The 20,050-nt window shown below is 53.8% G+C and carries 21 protein-coding genes, 1 tRNA gene and 2 pseudogenes; 12 read left to right on the top strand and 12 right to left on the bottom strand.

What is annotated here, in order from left to right:
• Both PFRI_RS17065 and PFRI_RS17060 read left to right on the top strand, forming a co-directional pair.
• A pseudogene (locus PFRI_RS17065) lies at positions 1–309 on the top strand (hypothetical protein); the annotation flags it as partial.
• A 68-nt stretch (positions 310–377) separates the two neighbouring features.
• Entirely contained in the window at positions 378–1,337 is a 960-nt protein-coding gene (locus PFRI_RS17060; RefSeq protein WP_072631909.1) for an acetyl-CoA carboxylase carboxyltransferase subunit alpha, read from the top strand.
• Between the two features lie 81 nt (positions 1,338–1,418).
• Here PFRI_RS17060 and PFRI_RS17055 read toward each other — a convergent pair whose 3' ends face one another.
• The 4 genes and pseudogenes from PFRI_RS17055 to PFRI_RS17035 form a co-directional block, all read right to left on the bottom strand.
• Positions 1,419–2,678 carry an ABC transporter permease gene (locus tag PFRI_RS17055; RefSeq protein WP_072631912.1) on the bottom strand — a complete coding sequence of 420 codons (1,260 nt, stop codon included), beginning with the start codon at positions 2,676–2,678 and terminating at the stop codon, positions 1,419–1,421.
• 5 nt (positions 2,679–2,683) lie between these two features.
• The gene (locus PFRI_RS17050) at positions 2,684–3,490 is read right to left on the bottom strand and encodes a taurine ABC transporter ATP-binding protein (protein ID WP_072631908.1); all 807 of its coding nucleotides are present in this window, start codon (positions 3,488–3,490) and stop codon (positions 2,684–2,686) included.
• A gap of 115 nt (positions 3,491–3,605) precedes the next feature.
• The gene (locus tag PFRI_RS17045; RefSeq protein ID WP_072631907.1) at positions 3,606–4,610 is read right to left on the bottom strand and encodes a taurine ABC transporter substrate-binding protein; all 1,005 of its coding nucleotides are present in this window, start codon (positions 4,608–4,610) and stop codon (positions 3,606–3,608) included.
• 255 nt (positions 4,611–4,865) lie between these two features.
• A pseudogene (locus PFRI_RS17035) lies at positions 4,866–5,647 on the bottom strand (IclR family transcriptional regulator).
• Positions 5,648–5,909: 262 nt separating this feature from the next.
• Here PFRI_RS17035 and PFRI_RS17025 point away from each other — a divergent pair.
• Together PFRI_RS17025 and PFRI_RS17020 are read left to right on the top strand one after the other, a co-directional pair.
• Positions 5,910–7,199: an NAD(P)/FAD-dependent oxidoreductase gene (locus PFRI_RS17025; protein ID WP_072631904.1), complete on the top strand. Its 1,290-nt coding sequence runs from the start codon at positions 5,910–5,912 to the stop codon at positions 7,197–7,199.
• Between the two features lie 32 nt (positions 7,200–7,231).
• The gene (locus PFRI_RS17020) at positions 7,232–7,591 is read left to right on the top strand and encodes a cupin domain-containing protein (protein ID WP_072631903.1); all 360 of its coding nucleotides are present in this window, start codon (positions 7,232–7,234) and stop codon (positions 7,589–7,591) included.
• Positions 7,592–7,656: 65 nt separating this feature from the next.
• Here the strand turns inward: PFRI_RS17020 and PFRI_RS17015 are convergent, their stop codons facing one another.
• The 4 genes from PFRI_RS17015 to sfsA all read right to left on the bottom strand — a co-directional run bounded on the left by PFRI_RS17015 (position 7,657) and on the right by sfsA (position 11,272).
• Positions 7,657–8,643: a Hint domain-containing protein gene (locus PFRI_RS17015; RefSeq protein WP_072631902.1), complete on the bottom strand. Its 987-nt coding sequence runs from the start codon at positions 8,641–8,643 to the stop codon at positions 7,657–7,659.
• A gap of 169 nt (positions 8,644–8,812) precedes the next feature.
• The gene (locus tag PFRI_RS17010) at positions 8,813–9,535 is read right to left on the bottom strand and encodes a hypothetical protein (RefSeq protein ID WP_072631901.1); all 723 of its coding nucleotides are present in this window, start codon (positions 9,533–9,535) and stop codon (positions 8,813–8,815) included.
• Between the two features lie 154 nt (positions 9,536–9,689).
• The gene (gene map, locus PFRI_RS17005; protein WP_072631900.1) at positions 9,690–10,505 is read right to left on the bottom strand and encodes a type I methionyl aminopeptidase; all 816 of its coding nucleotides are present in this window, start codon (positions 10,503–10,505) and stop codon (positions 9,690–9,692) included.
• A 56-nt stretch (positions 10,506–10,561) separates the two neighbouring features.
• Positions 10,562–11,272 carry a DNA/RNA nuclease SfsA gene (gene sfsA / locus PFRI_RS17000; protein ID WP_072631899.1) on the bottom strand — a complete coding sequence of 237 codons (711 nt, stop codon included), beginning with the start codon at positions 11,270–11,272 and terminating at the stop codon, positions 10,562–10,564.
• Positions 11,273–11,320: 48 nt separating this feature from the next.
• Here sfsA and PFRI_RS16995 point away from each other — a divergent pair, with 48 nt between their 5' ends.
• Genes PFRI_RS16995 through PFRI_RS16975 form a run of 5 tightly spaced genes read left to right on the top strand, consistent with a single transcriptional unit; the run spans position 11,321 to position 15,018 of the window.
• Positions 11,321–12,043 carry a competence/damage-inducible protein A gene (locus PFRI_RS16995; RefSeq protein WP_072631898.1) on the top strand — a complete coding sequence of 241 codons (723 nt, stop codon included), beginning with the start codon at positions 11,321–11,323 and terminating at the stop codon, positions 12,041–12,043.
• Positions 12,043–12,759 (top strand): GNAT family N-acetyltransferase, encoded by a 717-nt coding sequence (locus PFRI_RS16990; RefSeq protein WP_072631897.1) that lies wholly within the window; start codon positions 12,043–12,045, stop codon positions 12,757–12,759. The genes PFRI_RS16995 and PFRI_RS16990 overlap by 1 nt, the downstream gene beginning before the upstream one ends.
• A gap of 4 nt (positions 12,760–12,763) precedes the next feature.
• Positions 12,764–13,327: a peroxidase-related enzyme gene (locus PFRI_RS16985; protein WP_072631896.1), complete on the top strand. Its 564-nt coding sequence runs from the start codon at positions 12,764–12,766 to the stop codon at positions 13,325–13,327.
• A gap of 48 nt (positions 13,328–13,375) precedes the next feature.
• The gene (locus tag PFRI_RS16980) at positions 13,376–14,284 is read left to right on the top strand and encodes an OmpA family protein (RefSeq protein ID WP_245812434.1); all 909 of its coding nucleotides are present in this window, start codon (positions 13,376–13,378) and stop codon (positions 14,282–14,284) included.
• A 29-nt stretch (positions 14,285–14,313) separates the two neighbouring features.
• Positions 14,314–15,018, top strand: a complete 705-nt coding sequence (locus PFRI_RS16975) for a VIT1/CCC1 transporter family protein (RefSeq protein ID WP_072631894.1) — start codon at positions 14,314–14,316, stop codon at positions 15,016–15,018.
• Here PFRI_RS16975 and PFRI_RS16970 read toward each other — a convergent pair.
• Complete coding sequence (locus tag PFRI_RS16970) at positions 14,998–15,945, bottom strand: ornithine cyclodeaminase family protein (RefSeq protein WP_072631893.1); 948 nt, start codon at positions 15,943–15,945, stop codon at positions 14,998–15,000. The genes PFRI_RS16975 and PFRI_RS16970 overlap by 21 nt on opposite strands.
• Positions 15,946–15,972: 27 nt before the next feature.
• Here PFRI_RS16970 and PFRI_RS16965 point away from each other — a divergent pair, with 27 nt between their 5' ends.
• A complete protein-coding gene (locus PFRI_RS16965; RefSeq protein WP_072631892.1) occupies positions 15,973–17,106 on the top strand; it encodes an aminotransferase class I/II-fold pyridoxal phosphate-dependent enzyme in 1,134 nt (377 codons plus the stop codon).
• Between the two features lie 3 nt (positions 17,107–17,109).
• On the opposite strand, the gene PFRI_RS16960 is transcribed toward PFRI_RS16965, so the two are convergent.
• Positions 17,110–17,760, bottom strand: coding sequence for a GntR family transcriptional regulator (locus tag PFRI_RS16960; protein WP_072631891.1), 651 nt, complete (start codon positions 17,758–17,760; stop codon positions 17,110–17,112).
• Between the two features lie 39 nt (positions 17,761–17,799).
• Positions 17,800–18,486 (bottom strand): M48 family metallopeptidase, encoded by a 687-nt coding sequence (locus PFRI_RS16955; RefSeq protein WP_072631911.1) that lies wholly within the window; start codon positions 18,484–18,486, stop codon positions 17,800–17,802.
• Positions 18,487–18,591: 105 nt separating this feature from the next.
• Here PFRI_RS16955 and PFRI_RS16950 point away from each other — a divergent pair, with 105 nt between their 5' ends.
• Together PFRI_RS16950 and PFRI_RS16945 are read left to right on the top strand one after the other, a co-directional pair.
• Complete coding sequence (locus PFRI_RS16950; protein ID WP_072631890.1) at positions 18,592–18,924, top strand: TIGR02300 family protein; 333 nt, start codon at positions 18,592–18,594, stop codon at positions 18,922–18,924.
• Positions 18,925–19,018: 94 nt separating this feature from the next.
• A tRNA-Ala gene (locus tag PFRI_RS16945) sits at positions 19,019–19,094 on the top strand.
• A 312-nt stretch (positions 19,095–19,406) separates the two neighbouring features.
• Here PFRI_RS16945 and PFRI_RS20975 read toward each other — a convergent pair.
• Positions 19,407–19,850: a CAP domain-containing protein gene (locus PFRI_RS20975; protein ID WP_170124879.1), complete on the bottom strand. Its 444-nt coding sequence runs from the start codon at positions 19,848–19,850 to the stop codon at positions 19,407–19,409.
• Positions 19,851–20,050 lie beyond the last annotated feature (200 nt).

Below are 20,050 nucleotides of genomic sequence, written 5' to 3'. Positions count from 1 at the left end.
GTCTTCAAGGTTGGATACATCTTAGCACGCTGTCCAGTTTTGCCGGACCACTTCATTCAATGGGTGAACCCCAAAGCGTGGACCATGGCGTTGACTGCGATCACTGCCTACGCGCCCAATCAAACCCTCGGGTCTGTCATATGGGTTGCGCTCGTGTTTGGTATCGTGAACCTGCCCAGCGTGTCGCTCTGGACCGTTCTGGGTGAACAAATGGCGCGTTTTCTCACAAGTGCTGCCCGCTTGCGTGCCTTCAATTGGCTGATGGCTGCGCTTTTGGTGGCATCGCTTTATCCTGTTGTCTTCACATAGCGCCAGCATTGCATCCGCGCGCGCGCCGCGCCATATAAGCGGAACTGGTTAGCAAGTGAGCATGCGCGATGAATTATCTTGATTTCGAAAAACCTCTGGCAGAGCTGGAAGGCAAAGCAGAAGAACTGCGTGCAATCGCGCGCGCGAATGAAGAAGCGCATGTAGAAGACGAAGCCGCAGCGCTTGATCAGAAAGCCGCTGATTTGTTGGTTGAGCTTTACGGCAGCCTGACCCCTTGGCGCAAATGCCAAGTCGCGCGTCATCCAGAGCGTCCTCACTGCTCCGATTATCTCTCAAATATTTTCACTGATTATACGCCCCTCGCGGGCGATCGTGGCTTTGCTGATGATCACGCTGTCATGGGTGGGCTCGCCCGTTTCAAAGATCGCCCTGTTGTGGTGATCGGTCAGGACAAAGGCAACGACACTGCCACCCGGATCGAACGTAACTTCGGCATGGCGCGTCCAGAGGGGTATCGCAAAGCGATCCGTCTCATGGAAATGGCGAGCAAGTTTAACCTTCCTGTTGTAACCCTCGTGGACACCCCGGGCGCATATCCGGGCAAAGGTGCCGAAGAGCGTGGGCAATCCGAAGCCATCGCGCGTTCAACGGAGATGTGTTTGCAGATCGGCGTGCCGTTGGTCAGCGTGATCATAGGTGAGGGCGGCTCAGGCGGCGCTGTGGCCTTTGCAACAGGTAACAAGCTCGCGATGCTCGAGCATTCCGTTTACTCCGTGATCTCCCCTGAGGGCTGCGCGTCGATCCTTTGGAAAGACAGCGACAAAATGCGCGAAGCGGCGGAAGCTCTGCGTTTGACGGCGCAAGACTTGCAAAAACTCGGTGTCGTAGACCGTATCGTTGATGAACCGCTTGGCGGCGCGCACCGTGATCGCGCGGCAACGATGGATTCCGTTAGCAACACCATCGCGGCGATGCTTGATGATTTGCAAGGAATGGACGCTGCCGCTTTGATCAAGGCGCGCCGTGAGAAGTTCTTGGCGATGGGCTCTAAAGGGCTGGCGGCTTAAGCAGACGCCCAAAAGCAAAATAAAAAAAGGCCCCATCAGAGGCCTTAATCAAGTCTTAATATGGGATGTGTTCGAGCGAGCTTACGCTTTGCCCTTCCAAGGGACCAACAGACGCTCTGCGTAGCGCATCATCATGTCGATGCCAAAGCCGATGATACCAATCAGGATAATGCCCAAGATCACGATGTCTGTGTTCTGAAACTTCGCGGCGACCATGATCATCATACCTGCACCTTGCTCGGCGGCGACAAGTTCTGCCGCAACAACCGTACCCCAGCAAACCCCCATCGCAACCCGTGCACCTGTGAAAATTTCAGGCAGCGAGTTGGGGATGATGACATAGCGCATGATCTGCCACTTGCTGGCACCCAAGGAGTAAGCCGCATGCACCTTGGCGATGTTTACGCCAGAAACACCAGAGCGCGCAGCGATAGCCATGATCCATAGAGCGGCAAGGAAGAGCAGGATGATCTTGCCTGTTTCACCAATGCCAAACCAGATGATGATCAGCGGAATCAACGCCAAAGGCGGTACTGGGCGCATGAATTCGACGATTGGGTCAAACCAACCGCGGAACCAGTTTGACAGGCCCATCGCATAACCCAAAGGAATTCCAATGATCGCGCCACAGATGAAACCGGCAATCACACGGAACAGGGAATACCCAAGGTGACCAAGTAGCGATGTGCCGCGAAACCCTTCGGAGAGAACTTTGCCCATGCGCTCGACAACCGTTTCAGGGGAGGGCAAATAGAGCGGCTCCATCTGGAAGCCATTGTCAGGGGAAAAATTCGGCGTGCCTTTGTCGGAAATTGTAACAGAGCCACCTTCGATTTCAACAGTGTCGCCCGGCACAACCGATGTGCCGTTGATCGCGATAATCTTGGCACCATCGGCCTTTTTCACGTCATCGTTTTTATCAAAGGACACCAGCTGGCTGCGATACTGCGCCACTTTGATGCTGTCGTTCTTTGCAATGCCCTCACCTGGCTCAATCTCGGGCTTGTCCGGGTTTTCTTCCCGCTCATGCACAAGGATTGCAACGGTCGCTGTATCCGTCTCGCCATTGGCTTCGACGGTATATTCAAAGGAGGTTTCCCCTTTGTAAGGCGCAGGGGCGTGCAAGAAACCCGGGATCCAAGCGGAGCCCGTGAACATTCCCCAAAGCAAGAACAACGTCAGGATCGAGATAATGCCCGCCGCACGGTTCGGACGCACCGCGCTTTCATCGCCGAAGGTGACCGTCTTTAGCGCGGTGTATCCGTCTTTCGTCGTACCAATGCGGGTAAAGAAGAACGCCGCAACGGCGAAAATGCCGACATATATTGCCAGTAGAATGATACCGGTCATGCGTTTTCCTCCGTACGGCCCATAATTTCTTCTTCCATATCCCAGATCATGCCGAGGATTTCCTCGCGTTTCACTGAAAAGTCAGGGTGTTTTTTGACTTCTCGCAGGTCGGCGTCGACACCAAGCTCTGCGAACGGGAGGCGATATTCTTTGTGAATGCGCCCTGGACGCGGTGCCATCACGATCAAGCGCTCGCCCAGAAGCAAAGCTTCCTCGACCGAGTGGGTGATCAGAATGATTGTCTTGCCGGTTTCTTTCCAAAGCTTGAGCACGAGGCTCTGCATCTTTTCACGCGTCAAAGCGTCGAGCGCGCCCAAAGGTTCGTCCATCAGGATGACGTCAGGATCATTGGCAAGACAACGGGCCAAAGCCACACGTTGCTGCATTCCGCCGGACAGCTCATAGACCGCTTTCTCCTTGAAATCCTGAAGCCCGACAACATCGAGCAAGTGATCAACGATCTCGCGCTTCTCGGCGTTCGGCATGGCCTTCATCGAAGGGCCAAAGCCGACGTTCTCACGCACTGACATCCATTCGAACAGCGCGCCTTGCTGAAACACCATGCCGCGTTCCGCGTCAGGTCCTTGAATGGTATGCCCGTTAAGTGTCATCTTGCCCTCAGTCGGAGCAAGAAAGCCCGCAACGATGTTGAGCAATGTTGTCTTTCCACACCCTGATGGGCCGAGCACGCTTAGGAGCTCTCCAGCTTTCAGGTCTAGGGTGACGTCTTTCAGCGCTTGTACAGATCCACCATTGGGCAGATCAAAACGCATAGAGAGTTTATCGATTGAAAGTCCTGACATGTCCCTGCTTTCCGGCCTTGGCTATTGGCCTAAGGGGCAGAGTTAGCCCTGCCTCGATTGTAGTAATGGCCCAACACGCAAAACGTATTGGGCCACTGTAGTCCCTTTTCGGAGATTACATACCTTTTGCGGCCATTAAAGGACCTGTGTTTACAGTGCCTTCATAGCTGTCCAAAGCGCTGTCGATAGATCCACTGTCGAGGAAGACCTGTGCAACACCACCCATGAAGGTCTGGCTGCCGCCACCGAGCCATTTCTCGCTCAGCTGCTCGTCAACAGATGGGAAGACGAAGCCGGCAAGTGTTTCTGCTGTCGCTTCTTCATCCATACCAGCGTCTTTTGCGATCACTGGAAGCATCTTCGCAGCCATCTCGCCGCCGCCGTTCCACATCGCGTTCGCGTCTGCAGTCACTTTGAGGAACTTCGCAAGCTCGTCGCCGTTCTCGGACACATAGGATGCGGATGCGGATGTTACGTCGAACACCAGAATGCCAAGCTCTTCTTTCTCAGCACCTGTCAACAAAATGTTGCCGGACTCTTTCATGCGACGAAGCGCACCGCCCCAACCACATGACATGTCAACAGCGCCCTGGCTCAGTGCAGCCGCACCTTCCGCAGGTGCCATATCAACAACAGACATACCAGCAACGTCTACACCAAAGTGAGACATCTGCTTGAGGAAGCCGTAGTGCGCCGCTGTGCCGAGTGGAACCGCAACTTTCTTGCCAGCCAATTCGCCAGCGGAAGTTTTGTCGATCTCAAGACCGGAGGCAACAACACAGTTGTCGTTGTCAGAGTAGGAAACAGCAACGTCAACAATCTGTAGATCCTGACCGCCGGATGTCGCAACAACAAAAGGTGGAACACCTTGGCTTACAGAGATCTGAACATCGCCGGAGGCCATTGCCGCGGACATCGCAACCCCTGAATCGAAGCTAACCCAGTTGATTTTCTTACCGAGGGCTTCTTCGTATGTGCCCATCTCTTTTGCGTATTGGAATGGCATTGGCCACTCAAGGAAATACGCAACAGTGATTTCGCCGTGGCCGTCTGCCATGGCTGTCGTGCCGGACAGCATTGCTGTCGCGCCAAGGACCGCTCCTAGAATTGTCTTTTTCATTTTCTTCTCCCTAAAGATAGTCTTCTTATTTCGAGGATCGCAAAAAGTTCTGCATTACGAAACTCGTATTTCGTTCTACGAGCCTACGAATGATTGCGTCGCCCCGTCAATTTATTCCAAAGCACAAAGGGCTTTCCAGCGCAACAAAAGGGTTCTTCGCTTTTTTATGAAGGACGCTATCAATGTTGAGGTGGCTATGCCCAAGCTTCGTGTGTGAAGTTGGCTCTACTCAGAGAGTCGTAGCAACAGAGATTTTCATCTGGCCTTAACGTCTGTTCTGACTGGCATTATTCCACCAATCATTTCGCTCACTTCTTGTGCAGATGCTTTTAATTCGCTGCTCCAGCCTATTAGATCATCGATCGTGTGGCGCGGATAAACCGACCATATATTCAAGACCGCAGTCGGTTCGCTCAGATAGTTGAAGATTGGCGCTGATATCCCGAGGAAATGCTCATACTCTTCGCGGTTATTTTTGCCAAAGCCATGCTCACGAACAAACGCGAGCTCATTTCGAAACCCTCAGCAGTGGTCACAGTTCGATCTGTGTACCGCTTGAAATCGTAACCTTTCAAAAGCAAGTGCACAGCGGCGTCTTGAGTGTAGGCCAACAACGCTTTGCCCGAAGCCGAGCAATGAATAGGCTCGCGCATCCCCGGTCTTTGCACCGCGCCAAGCGATTGGCGCGCCTCTATCACACGCAGGTAAACCACCTCGGTGCCGCTCGGAACGCCGATTGTGACATTGACGTCCAACAACTCATGCAGGCGCAGCATCTCAGCCAACGCAATTGTTTGGATGTCGTAGCGATCATGCGCATTGCGAACCAAATCAAACACGCGCGGGCCGAGCATGTAGACTTTCTTATGGCTGTCAGACCGCAGCATGCGTTCTTCAACCCCGATAGAAAGCAAGCGATGGATCGTACTTTTGTTGAGCCCCGTTTTGTCGACGATTTCTGAAAAGGTCATCGGTTTTTGCGCTTCGCTCACCACGTTCAGCAGGGCGAGTAACTTATGGACGATGGAACTTTGCATTTGGGAAACACTCGCTTTTGGTCTTTGCGGCGTCAAAATTTCGAGAAAACTGAGGTGTTTAAGAAAAGCAGTTATCCTGTTTTTGCGAAACCAGAATGTTGCATTGTGAAACTCATCCTAACGTCACTTCTATTTTTATGGGATCTGATCAGCCTCAAACTCTTGTTGACGGACCTTCGCCTGCCCCGCACTTTTCTTTTATAACACTCTAGTTTCGCAATGCGAAACTTTTTTCTTGAACAGAGAAGGCTTTGAGCAAAGGATGGCCGTAAAAGATGAAATCCACTGGATCACCACTGCTGGTGCCGCGCCAAATGTTGAAAGGCTACAATCTTCTCTGAACGTTGACGTGCTGGTTGTCGGCGGCGGGCTTACCGGCTGTCGCACCGCGCTTGGACTTGCGGAAAAGGGTGTGAGCGTCGCGGTTGTGGATGCCAAAGATATCGGCTGGGGCGCGTCCGGGCGCAGCGGCGGGCAATGCAATCCGATCTGGCGCAAGACACCTGATGCTCTGCGCAAGCTGATCGGTACGAAACACGGCGATAACCTCATTCGGACCACGCTCAGCGCTGCAAACGATCTTTTCGCTGACATCAACACCTATGACGTGGATTGCGATGCTGTTCAGGCGGGTTGGGTGCAAGCTGCGCACACCCGCAAGGCCATTCGCGACATGGGCGTGTTGGGCACATCATGGTCTGAAGCCGGCGCAGATATCACCCTTCTCGAAGGGGAAGAGGTCGAAAAAGCAAGTGGCTCACCGGCGTATCGTTGGGCGTTGAAACATGCGGCTGGCGGTCACGTGCATCCCTTGTCGCTGACCCGAGGCTACGCACGCGCAGCAATCGCGCGTGGTGCGCAGATGTTCAAAGAAGCGCCCGTGACCGAGCTGAAACGCATTGATGGCAAATGGCGCGCGAGCACTCCGAGCGGTGAAATTACCGCTGAGAATGTGGTCCTGACAACCAACGCATACACCACCGACCTTTGGCCAAACCTCAACAAGACGTTTACGCCTTTGGTTAGTGTTTCTTTCGCGACCCGTCCTTTGACTGAGGTTGAGCAAAGGACTGTCCTTTCAGGCAATGTCACTATCTCTGACTCGCGACTTGCCATCTATTATTCGCGTTATGACCGCGACAAGCGTTTGGTCTTTGGCTGCGTTGGCAGCACCGATCACGTGGATCCGCTCAGCTACCAGCGCCTGCGCGGTGGCCTGCGCACAGTGTTTCCGCAAATTGCCGATATTGCGATTGAGCGCAGATGGGCAGGCCGTGTCGCCGTGACGCCTGAAATGATGCCACATATGCACGAACCTGCGCCCGGCGTTCTCGCGGGTCTTGGGTTTAGCGGTCGCGGCATTGCGATGACCTCTGTGATGGGACGCGCTCTGAGCTCTAAGCTGCTTGGGGGTTCAGCAGATGATTTGCCCTTTCCGATCTTACCCATTTCGCCAACGCCGTTTGCTGGCATAACACGCAGCCTTGTCCCGGTTTTGGCACCATCAATGACGGTCAAAGACAAGTTCGACTATTTGGTGAATGGCGCTTAAACGCACCAACCTTCAAAAGTGAGATCACATCCATGACCACCCTTATCAAATTTGCCGATCAGTCCCCCGAAGCGATTAGCCAAGACACCTCCGGCGCGACAATTTCAGGTACGCCTGAGCATACAGTCTGGGTGCATTTCAAAGGCGCTGACGACAGTTTCCGCGCTGGCGTTTGGGAAAGCACTGCAGGTGTGTTTCACGGCCCGCAAAATGATCAGATCGAGTATTGCTACATCCTTGAGGGCGAAGCGAGCATTCGCACAAACGACGGCAAAGACGTCATTGTCAAAGCAGGCGATGGGTTCGTCATGGACAACGGCCTTCAGCCGGTTTGGACCGTGAAGGAGCACGTCAAAAAGCAGTGGGTGATCGTCTCGGTTCCAAAGGCTTAAACCAAAAGACGGTGCGAAGGAGAGCCGCAGGAAAAGCGCATCAACGATCCAGCAGCCTGTGTGGATCAAGCGGCCAAACACCGTGCAAGGCGCGCTTTCACAAGCGGCCTGATCGCGGTCACTTCTGCCTGCTTTCGCCAATCATCCTCTGAAAGCGTCGCGACAAGATCGTCTTGGGCTTGCTCGGTCACGGCCAGCATGGACTGGTCTCCTACGAAAAGGCTTTCCGACAAAAGCCCCGATGTATCGACAAGATGATGACCCTCAAGCAGCAAATGGAAATAGGTCACGCCAGAGATCGGTAGTTCATTTTGGATCGTAACACCGTCTACGAGCGCTTTTACCGGGACGAGCACTTCGCTTTCTCCGAAAAGCAGTTCGCTGTTTGGCCCTGAGATCAAAACGCGGTGATTGGGTGAGAGGACAACATCCTTGCTCGGGGAATCTTGTCCAAACGCGTGCGCCTTGACGCGCACAGGTCTTAGGTGCTCCCAGCGTCGCAATTCTAAGCCGTTGATCTCGGACTGACCAAGCCACAAGATAGGGACCAGTCCAGCATCGGATGTCCAAACCAGATCGTCTACTTTGAGGGTCTCAATGTTTTTGATGCCATTCGCGGTTTCAATATCTGTACCCTTGGCAAAGCAAATGATGATCGGTGCAGGATTGGCCGTGAAGTCCTTTTCGCCACCATCTTTGGCTTCGACATACCCAGTATAGGCGGTCCCACCGACGCCGTAGTATTCAAACTGAAACTCATCGACATCGTCTGGGTCGACGTATTGATTAAACGCGCCGTCCAAGTTGATTTTGTCACTCGAATCGTAGTTCTTGATGGTGATTTGCAGGTCTGGTTCGCTGAACGTGGAGAGGTCTATGTTGAGCGTATCGGCCTGTGAATCGTCGACGAACTTAATGTTTACCTTGTCAACATTGCCGCCTGGTTCGGCAACAATAGTCACTTCGCCACCCCCGGGGATGTCGATTCGAACGACGTCATTGTCACCAACGACGACAGTAGTCCCGGTTACGGTAACGACTATCAGTGCCACTAGGTTTACCTGCCTCTACCTGCATCTCCGGCAGGTTTATGAGGGAAGGTTAACGAGGCGGGAATCACGGGGCAAGTTTACACGTCATGATTGAGGGTATTAAGCGTGCTGTGTGGCCTATCTGTCCTAAAGTACTGCTTTTGAGACGAGTTTTGAGACAAAAATTGCGTTAAAGGAAGAGGCTGGAGCGCTCCACCTGCGGAGTTGCTTGGTAAAGATGTGGTGGTTGGGCGTTGATTTTTTCACACAACAGCGCCGCTGATTTCACGTTTTCCGACAGGTCCTCAAGGCGCAGTTGACCCCATGAGTGAACCTTACTGAGCGTCGTGAAAAAATCATCTTTGTGTTTCGCCGCAGCGCGACCAGACAGCCATGCATTCAGATCACTTGAACACGCGCGACTTTCGGCAGGGGGCCTGCTTTGTTCAACTGTCCAAGACGAATTGCCACTGTCCTTTAGGTTACCCAAAAAGTCGAAATCGGACAATGCGTTAGCCTCGCTTGAGTTGGGATCAGCTGGCAATCGTACCCCAACTTTTGCCCGCTTTGGGCTGAACTCTACAAAAACAACTGCGCGCTCGGATTGGGTTGCACTGGATGGATCACAATCAATTTCGAGCCAAAAACGCTCAGGAATTTTACGCAAACGCGTGCTCTGTGTGATCTCTGGTAAAGTGCGGTGAGAGATGTTTGCGATATCTGACAAACTGTGCGTCAGCGTCGTTGCGACGCTTTCAAGCGCCACGACAGCTTTGCGGACAGCGATTTGTTCACAAGAAAGCAACATTCCAGCATCAGACTCATCGCCTTCCCAGATGTCATAGATCAAGCCCAAGTCGGTACTAGACCGCTTTAGGTTCATGCGTTCAATGATTTCTGATCTGCTCAACATAGGTTTTCCAGACACTCCAAGCTTTTAAGTCAAGTTGGAGACTGTTCTGGAAATTCGACACGATTGAGGTGTCACCTTGTTCATTTATGGAAACAATTTGTTTCCCGCATAAGTCAGAGCGCGCCTCGCTCTAGAGCACGCGCGCATTTTTCATTCAAACGCTGTAGGTTGGGTGATACTTTCCGGCAGGGGAAAGCGTAAAAATCTCATAGCTCGTTTCAGTCACCCCTATAGAGTGCTCGAACTGTGCGGACAGGGATTTGTCGCGTGTCACGGCCGTCCAATCATCCGCCAAGACCTTCGTTTCAGGGCGTCCCAAATTCACCATAGGCTCAATCGTAAAGAACATGCCGGGCTCTAGCACAGCGCCTGTACCGGGCTTGCCATAGTGCAAAACATTGGGCGGCGCGTGGAAGACACGGCCCAAACCGTGACCGCAGAAATCGCGCACAACCGACATGCGGTGGCCCTCTACATAGGTTTGAATTGCCGCGCCAATGTCGCCGAACGTATTACCTGGCTTTACAGCCTCAATCCCTTTGAACAAAGCGTCGTGCGTCACTTGCAATAGACGCTCTGTCTTGCGCGAGAGTTTGCCCGCGACATACATGCGGCTTGTGTCACCGAACCAACCATCAACGATCACTGTGACGTCGATGTTGATGATATCGCCATCTTTGAGCTTTTTGTCACCAGGGATGCCGTGACAGACCACGTGATTCACAGAAATGCAGCTCGCGTGTTTATAGCCCTTGTACCCAATCGTCGCAGAGATCGCGCCAGCTGCTTTGACACGGTCTTCGATGAATTTATCCAAAACGCTCGTGGTTTGACCAACCGTCACAAGCTCTGCCACATCATCCAAAATTTCAGCGGCTAACTTGCCAGCCGCTGCCATGCCCGCAAAATCCGCATCCTCATAGATGCGAATACCTTCTTTGGTCATGCGGCCTTTGTTTGATCCGAACATGGTGGCTCCTTGGGTTCGTTGCTTGAGGCCTATGTAATTGGGAACGGTGCGGTGTTCTAGTGGGCTGGGCGAAAAGTGAGGGGGTTGTTTACCCAAATACCCTCAGGTGAAATCTTTGTCCCCAGACATATCACCTCAACCCCAGCCTCTCGTGCATCTGCAAAAGCTTGTGCGTAGGTCGGGTCAATATCGCCCGCCAACGCCATCTCGGAACAATCCGTGCGCTGCACCAGATAGAGCATCACCGCGCGGTGCCCCATTGCCTTCATGTTCGCAAGTTCAGCGAGATGCTTCGCGCCCCGTTTCGTCACGCTGTCGGGGAACTCTGCTAGGCCCGCTTGCCGACTGAGTGTTACGCTTTTCACTTCAACATAGGTGTCGGGAATGTTTGCGCCTTGCAGCAAAAAATCAATGCGACTGTTTTCGCCATACTTCACTTCGGGACGGACCACATCGTAAGCCTCCAAACCGTCAATCTCACGGGCTTCCAAGGCAGTCTTTAACGCTCGGTTGGGCACAGAGGTATCAACCCCCGTGAAGTGCCCGTTCTCATGATCCACCAAGCGCCAACCGAATTTCAGCTTTTTCTTGGGATCATCGTTCGGTTCCAGCCAGATCTTCATACCCTCATCCGCCAGCCCCATCATTGAACCGGGGTTGGCGCAATGGGCGGTTATTTCGCGACCATCCTCGAGCCGCGCATCGGCGAGAAAGCGTTTGTAGCGACGAATAAGGCGTGCGGGCACGAGAGGGGTTTGAAAGCGCATGCAGCAAGGCCTATACGAGTGCAAACTGCGCATCAAGGAGAGCCGCCAATGTCAAACCCTACAGCCGCCATGTTGGTGATCGGCGATGAAATCCTTTCTGGTCGCACGCTTGATTCTAACACGAATTATTTGGCGAAGGAGCTGACTGAGCATGGCATTGATCTGCGCGAAGTGCGTGTGGTCAGCGATGATGCCACCGCGATTGTAAGCGCTGTTCAAGCCCTTTCGAACGCGTTCGATCATGTGTTCACCAGTGGCGGTATTGGCCCAACGCATGATGATATCACCGCGGATTGCATCGCCAAGGCCTTTGGGGCCTCCATCGATGTGCGCGACGATGCGCGTGCTTTGCTCGCGGCGCACTATGAACGCCAAGGATCAGAGCTGAACGAGGCCCGATTGCGCATGGCACGTATCCCTGAAGCTGCAGCGCTGATCGACAATCCAGTCTCTGTCGCACCAGGCTTCATTCTGGGCAATGTTCATGTGATGGCGGGGGTCCCTTCTGTGTTCAAGGCGATGGTCGCAACAGTGATGCCGACCCTCACAGGTGGCGCACCACTGCTCAGCCAGACTTTGCGTGTTGATCGCGGAGAAGGGGATATTGCGGGGCCTTTGGGCTTGCTCGCTAAAGATTATCCAGAGCTGTCACTCGGCTCCTATCCTTTCCAAAAGGATGGAAAATACGGGTCTAACATCGTGATCCGTGGACAGGACAACGCTCAAATCGAAGCAGCCCTCGCGCGCCTTGCGTCAGAGATGGGCGTGTGATGCCAAGTGTCCAAACGCTCTACGACGTCTGCGCGCAGACTTGGCCTGCCGCGTCTGAACAGCGCGTCGGTCCTTGGACAATCCGCGATGGGCAAGGCGGTGGGCAACGCGTGTCTGCGGCGACCGCTGATGGTGCTTTTACACAAAGCGATCTAAACCGCGCGGAAACGGCGATGAAGCAGTTAGGCCAGCCAAACCTGTTCATGGTGCGTGATGGTGAAACTGAACTAGATGCCATGCTTGCTGCCAACGGCTACACCATCAAAGACCCCGTTAACCTCTATCTCTGCCCCATCACGCACCTTACGGACGTCGCGATCCCGCGGGTCACGGCGTTCACTATTTGGGAACCGTTGCAAATCATGCACGACATTTGGGCAAGCGGCGGCATCGGACCTGAACGTTATCACGTCATGCAGCGCGCCGATTGTCCTAAAACTGCGCTGTTGGGGCGGTGGAACGATCAACCCGCTGGCACCGGTTATGTTGGCATTCATGAGCGTGTCGCCATGGTGCATGCGCTTGAAATCCTTGAGCATCAACGTGGCCAAGGCGTTGGCAAATGGATGATGCGCCGCGCCGCCACTTGGGCGCAAGAACAGGGCGCGACCCATATGTCCGTCATCTACACACAGGAAAATGAAGCGGCAAACGGGCTTTACACCTCGCTCGGCATGGCGCTGACTGGTACCTATCATTATCGCATCAAAGGATAAGCCGATGAGCAAACCTACAGCCCTCGATCTGCCTATGGTCGACCCGCTTCCTGCACCAACGCAGAAGTATTTCGACATTTGCCAAGATAAACTCGGGATGATCCCGAATGTCTTGCAAGCGCATGCGTTTGATATCGACAAGCTCAACGCATTCACTGCGCTCTACAACGATTTGATGCTCTCCGAGAGCAACCTCAGCAAGCTTGAGCGCGAGATGATCGCTGTCGTCACGTCCTCTATTAACAAGTGTTTCTATTGTCTCACGGCCCATGGCGCGGCTGTGCGCCAGCTCTCAGGGGATCCCAAACTGGGCGAAATGCTGGTGATGAATTGGCGTGTGGCTGATTTGGATGATCGCCAGCGCGCAATGCTTTTGTTCGCGGAGCACGTCACGATTGAAAGTCACACCATCGAGGAAGAAGACCGCCAAGCGCTGCGCGACGTGGGCTTCACGGATCGTGACATTTGGGACATCGCCAATGTGTGCGCGTTCTATAATATGTCCAACCGCGTGGCGAGCGCGACAGACATGCGCCCCAACGATGAATATCACGCGCAGCATAGATAACGCATGATCCTGCGCGCGCTCCTTTTTTGCCTTTCGGCCCTTTTTCCCATGGCAGCTTTCGCCGTTGAGCTGACCTTGCCTGCTTCTGCGCGCCAAACCGCAGGGCAGGATCTGGGGATGAATAGCTACGCTTTGCCCACTGCGCCGTTTGACGGGGTCAACATTCCGTCTCGGGTGTTTGAGGGTTTTGTGACTCGCCAAGCGTGGCGTTTGGAAGGGGGTGGCGTGACGCCACTTCAGCTTTTGCAGCCATTGCGTGACGAGCTGAAAGACGACGGGTTCTCACTGATCTTTGAATGTGCAGATCGCAAATGTGGTGGTTTTGATTTTCGTTTTCAAACCGACGTGATTGATGCGCCAGATATGTACGTTGACCTTGATGACTATCGCTTTGCTGCTGCGATCCAGGGCGATGCTGACGCGCCGTCAGCGGCAGTGTCTATCTTGATTTCGCGCAGCGTTGCCTCTGCTTATATTCAGGTAATTCAGATTTCTGTAGATAAAAGCGCAGATATCAACGTGGCTAAAGGTCAAGAAATTATCGCAAGCACGCAAGGCGATGGAGCGATCGTATCGAGCGGGGAGTTGGGGCAGGAACTGGATGTTTCCGGCCACGTCATCCTGAGCGATCTGGTTTTTCAAACAGGTTCTTCCAACTTGGGGGAGGGGTCGTTTGACTCCCTTGCCAGTCTTGCGGCTTACCTACGCCAGAACCCGACGCGCCAGATTGCTTTGGTAGGGCACACCGATGCCGAAGGCAGTCTCGATGGTAATATCGCCCTGTCCAAGCGACGCGCCACGTCTGTACGTTTGCGTTTGATTGAAGCGCACGGCGTTAAGGGGACTCAGGTGTCTGCACAAGGCGTTGGTTTTCTCGCGCCTGTCGTGAGTAATTTGACCGAATTGGGCCGAACAGCCAATCGCAGGGTTGAAGCGGTGCTGATATCTACCAAGTAATGTGATACACACGATGAAAGGGAATTTTCATGCCTGATCCCTCTGCACACCCCGGTGAGCCGCATTACGTCACTCGAAGCAATTGGCTTCGTGCTGCTGTACTTGGCGCGAATGACGGGATTGTCTCAGTGTCTTCGCTTATTGTGGGTGTCGCCGCTGCCGATGCAGGTCAGAGCGCTGTGATCATCGCTGGTGTCGCAGGATTGGCTGCAGGCGCGATGTCGATGGCTGCGGGTGAATATGTATCCGTGTCCTCGCAATCCGATATTGAGACCGCGGATATTGCACGCGAAAAACAAGCATTGAAGGATTTCCCGCAGGGTGAGCTTGCGGAACTTGCCGAGATTTACCGCGAAAGAGGGCTAAGTGAGGAAACCGCGCTTGTTGTTGCGAAAGAGCTGACTGCGCACGACGCCCTTGGCGCGCATGTGCGTGATGAGTTGGGTATCGTGGATGAGCAATCTGCGAACCCGTTGCAAGCAGCGTTCGCCTCTGGTGTGACATTCAGCTTTGCTGCGGCTATCCCGTTGATAGCTGCATGGCTCGCACCTGCTGAAACCATCATTCCGATTACCTTGTTCGTCACTGTCCTTGCTCTTGCGGCCCTTGGTGCGCTGGGCGCGAAAGCAGGTGCTGCGCCGCTTTTGCGTCCTACATTGCGCGTTGTTGGGTGGGGCGTTTTTGCGATGGCTGTGACCGCTGGAATCGGGTGGCTATTTGGCGTGAGCGTCTAGGATACTGCTCGCTATAGCGATGTCTTGCGCGGCAATCCCTGTGAGATCGACGAGGGTGATTTGTTCATCTGTGCTGCGCCCACTTTGAGGTGAGTCAAGCAATGCGCCAAGCTCGATAATGTCGTTTGCACGGATCAAGCCTGCTTGAAAGGCGTGCGAGATTTCACCGTGATCAAGACATTGCAACACGAGATCGACGGCAATCAGATCTGCGCGTGCAACAAGCGCCGGATCAAGCTCTTGTTTGCCCGGCGCATCGGCACCAACGGCAGTGATATGCGTGCCTGCTTTCACCCAATCTGAGTGGATCAAAGGGGCTGTTGCACCTGTCGCCGTCACGATGATATCCGCGCGCTTGGTCGCTTTCTCTAGGTCTTTTGCGTTGTTGACATCAAACTCTTTTGAGAGGGTTTCAACCAGTTCACCTGCGCGATTAGCATTGCGACCCCAAAGCTCAAAGCGAAGCGGATTGGGCATCAACGCGGCGTGTGCTTCTATCTGTCGTTGCGCTTGTGGGCCTGTACCAACAATCAAAACACATTGACTATCGCTGCGTGCCAAAGCGCGGCTCGCGATTGCACCACCGATCCCAGTGCGTACGTCTGTCAGTAGCATCTCATCATGCAAGACCGCTTGAACTGCGCCAGTCTTGGCGGACATCACAAGAACCAGTCCATTGCCCGTTTCAAGATCTTGCGCGGTGTTCGTTGGAAAACCTGTCGCGACCTTGATGACAAAACTCTCATTTCCGCTCAGATGACCATATTTGATATGACAATCCGCGTTGAGATCAGGAAATGTGATATGCCCCACTGGCGGCAAATTCACCTCACCGGCGCTCGCCGCGCGATACGCGTCCTCAATTGCGGGCGCGATGTTTCGCAGGTCGATTAGCGCTTCGATTTCTGTGCGGCTTAGACTAATCATGGTGCAACTCCTCAGAGGTTTCAGCCTATGCCAACGCTTCCCGACTTTCGACTAGAAACGCATTTCTCCAAGTGGGAATTCAAGGCGCGCTATCACATGACCGCCTCTGATGCTGAAAGCATGTCTTTGCCTGATTTGCTCGCTATGGCTTCACCTGAGGATCGTGCGGGTTTTGAGAGTATGTGGCTCGGCTACACAGAAACCTATGGTGCACCTGATTTGAGAGAGGCGATAGCAGGGACGTTCATGCGTCAATCCGCTGACGATATCCTATGCTTTGCGGGTGCCAGCGAAGGGATTTTTGCAGCCAACACAGTTCTGCTTGAAAAAGACAGCCATGCGATCGTTGTGACGCCAAATTATCAAAGCCATGAAACCATGCCTTTGGCGATTTGCGAGGTCACAGGCGTGCCGCTGGACCCGAATGACAACTGGTCACTTGATATTGACCGCATCGCTGCTGCGATCCGTCCGAACACGAAGTTGGTGACGATCAACTTCCCCCATAACCCGACAGGCGCGATCCTTCCGCTAGAACGTTATCGTGCTTTGATAGCACTTTGCCGCACACATGGAATTTACATTCTACATGACGAGATTTTCAATGGCCTCGGTGCGAGTGACGCTGAACATTTGCCCTATATCGCGGATGAATATGAGCGTGGCCTGTCGCTGGGCGTAATGTCGAAATCCTACGGCTTGCCGGGATTGCGCGTTGGTTGGATTGCTTGCCAAGACCGTGAGGTGCTCTCGAAGATGGAGCGGCTCAAACACTATCTCTCGATTTGTAATTCTGGCCCAAGTGAACGGCTCACGATGATCGCGCTGAACAACCGCGAAAAGATCCTCGCGCGCAATTGTGCCATCGTGGATGAGAACCTGCCCAAGTGGGATGCCTTCTTTGCCCGTCATTCTGATTTGTTCGAATGGCAGCGCCCTGATGGTGCTTGCATGGGGTTCCCGCGCTACAAAGGGAGTGACGGGGTCGAAGCGTTCTGTGCGTCTTTGGTCGAAGAAAGCGGTGTCCTGTTCTTGCCAAGCACGATCTATTCTTCAGAGCTTGGCCCTACACCAACGGATCGTTTCAGGCTCGGTTTTGGACGTCGCAATCTCGACGAAGGGATCGCAGCGCTTGATGCGCATTTGATGAAGAACAAGTAAGCGTTAGCGCGCGAGCATTTTCAGGCCCTGTGTCACATCAGAGCGCACTGCGATGCGCAAACCGGGCTCGTCGCCCGCTTTCAGGGCCGCAACGATCAGGCGGTGAAAATGCGGCAGTTCCTTGCGGCGCAGACGCCCGTAAAGCGCGCGCATGGTAGGGCCGAGTTGCAGCCAGACTTGCTCGGCCATCGCGAGCATCGCAGGGGCTTGGGCGCGAAGGTATAACGTACGGTGAAATTCGAGGTTTGTGCGGATGTAGCCCACTGCATCTTGGCGCGCGATTTGCTCTGCGATGGAGGTGTTGATCATCTGCAAACGCTCGATCAGCGCCATGTGCGCGCGGGGTAGGGCACGGCTGGCTAGTTCTACCTCGATCAACGCGCGAAGGGCTGCAAGTTCTTCGATCCGTTCACTGCTGAGTTCAGGGGTTGAGACGCGTCCAGAGCTGGACATAGACAAAGCACCCTCCGCGACCAGACGGCGCACCGCTTCGCGAGCGGGGGTCATAGAGACTTCGAATTCTTCACCTATACCGCGCAAGGTCATTGCTTGGCCGGGCGCAATATCGCCGTACATGATACGTGTGCGCAACGTGCGATAGACGCGATCATGCGCGACTGCGGGAATTTCGGACGAGCGAGGGTTTATCAACATAGAAGCTTTGTGATCACAAAGTCTACTCAGGTCAAGCGATCAGAATTTATAACTATGCAAACCACTGCCATTTTGGCGCAACCAATCGCGCGGTGCGGCATATGGGCCGTGAATACGCGTGACAGTGTCCCAAAACGCGCTGGAGTGGTTCATCTCTGCCAAATGCGCGACTTCATGCGCAGCGACGTAGCGCAGAACCTCAGGCGGACACAGGATCAAACGCCATGAATACATCAGCGCACCCGCACTAGAGCAAGATCCCCAGCGCGAACGCGTATCGCGCAGGGTGAGGCGCGAATAGGGCTGGCCCAATACGTTAGCGTAGTGATCAGATGCGGCAGCCAGCTTGTCGCGGGCCATTTGTTTTAGAAAAGCTTGCACGCGCGCTGCGATTTGCTCGGGCTTGCCCGGCACATGAAGCGTATCGCTCTGCAAAGCAACGCGCCGACCCGTTCCTGCGACAAGTTCCCTGTGCACGCCTTCGATGGGCAGGCGTGTGCCAAGAGCGATGCCTTGATCTTCTCCCCTTTTCTCAAGATGTCCTCTGAGCCAGCTCTCTTTTTCGCGCGCAAAAGCGATTCCCTCTGCATCACTCACATGGCGCGGCAAAGTAAGTGTCACGCGCCCATCGAGTTGGCTAATTCTTAACGAAATCCGCTTCGCACGCGTGGATTTACGCAAAATTAGCGAAAGTGGAGGGTTGCCGTCCAAAATATGCTGCCCCAAATGCACTCCAGTCTGGTTATTCGCCGCAAAGCCTTTGACACTCTTCTTAGGTTGTGGCAGTTGCCGTTGACCGTCGAAAGACCAATTAATTCGTGAGGAATTTTCATGCCCAAGGAAGAATGGGGCGTCAAGCGCCTGTGCCCGACCACGGGTAAGCGATTTTACGATCTGAACAAAACACCGATTGTCAGCCCATACACAGGCGAGACGATTGAGATGGAAAACGGCAAGAGCCGGATGATCGCAGCTGACGCTGAAGACGCGGCGACAAAGAAAGCCAAAGATGCAGAGGTCGATGACGCTGAAGAAGTGATCCTCGATGACGACGAAGACGTCGATCTGGATCTTGGTGATGACGTGCTGGATGACGACGATGATGATGACACAGTTTCGCTGGACGAAATTGCGGATGTCGCATCTGATGACGACGACAGCTAACTAAAAATTTTGGCATCGGGGTCGTGTGAATTTACTTGATCCCGATGTTATCCTTGCCTAGACCCGCGTGCAGATAGACGCGAGCGTCTAAATCGGGGCCTTAGCTCAGCTGGGAGAGCGCCTGCATGGCATGCAGGAGGTCAGGGGTTCGATCCCCCTAGGCTCCACCAAAACTGTTTCACTTCCCAAATGCCTGTTAGTGTTCTTGGCTGTTGCTTGGCCCTGACGTTTCATTCACTGCATGAATTGCTGAGTGCAGGGGTTCGATCCCCCTAGGCTCCATCAAATTCTGTTTGCAGTTCAAAAACCACCCGTGGCGCTTGCAATTAACTTGAGCAGCACCGCTCTCAATTTTACGTGCTGTTCTTGCCGCCCGTTTTTTATCAGTTGCTAAAGCACGGTTACCTTTCAATGCCAAAGCGCATTAAAAACGCGCCGAGGATGACCTTCAGCGCGTTCGAAAATCTAATATTCAGTTCAGCTTACTGAGCGCCCAGGACAAGTGTCCACGTGTTGCCAACACGGCCCAGTCCAAATTCTTTCGCGCGCGTGTCGATATTATTGCTCTGGTGACCCGGTGAGTTAATCCAACCGTTCATGGCTTGGTTTTCGTTCGCGTGGCCTTGCGCAATGTTCTCAGCAATAAACGTGAAATTGTAACCTTCGGCTCTTGCGCGGTCTCCGACGCTGGATCCTGTGTTTGGATTCTCGTGAGCAAAGAAGCCATCGTCGACCATCGCTTGCGAGTGCTTTTGCGCTGCGGCGTCGAGCTGCGCGTTGTATGTCACTGGGGCAGAGTTTGCATCTGCGCGAACCGTGTTGATCAATGTCGCAAAAGACGCGTCGTTGTTTGGGTTTGCCTGGAAACCATCGCCGCCTGTAATTGCACTTGGGAACTGGCGCAGCGTGGTTGCTGTGGGTGCCATGCCCTGCGTTGCTACAGTCGTCGCAGGCGTTTGGCCTACTGCACCAGTTACTGCGCGGGTCACAGTGTTTTGGATACAACCAGAAAGGGCTAGAGCAGCTAAGACTATGCTGGTTCGTTGGATTGCTCTTTTCATGGTTTATACCGCTGCTACCCCAAAACCCGAATTTTTTCATGGGTTATGACGCGGAAATTGTCTGA

The sequence above is a fragment of the Planktotalea frisia genome (genome assembly GCF_001890925.1).
GTDB classification, from domain to species: Bacteria; Pseudomonadota; Alphaproteobacteria; order Rhodobacterales; family Rhodobacteraceae; genus Planktotalea; species Planktotalea frisia.
This window is presented reverse-complemented; position numbering and strand designations above follow the sequence as displayed.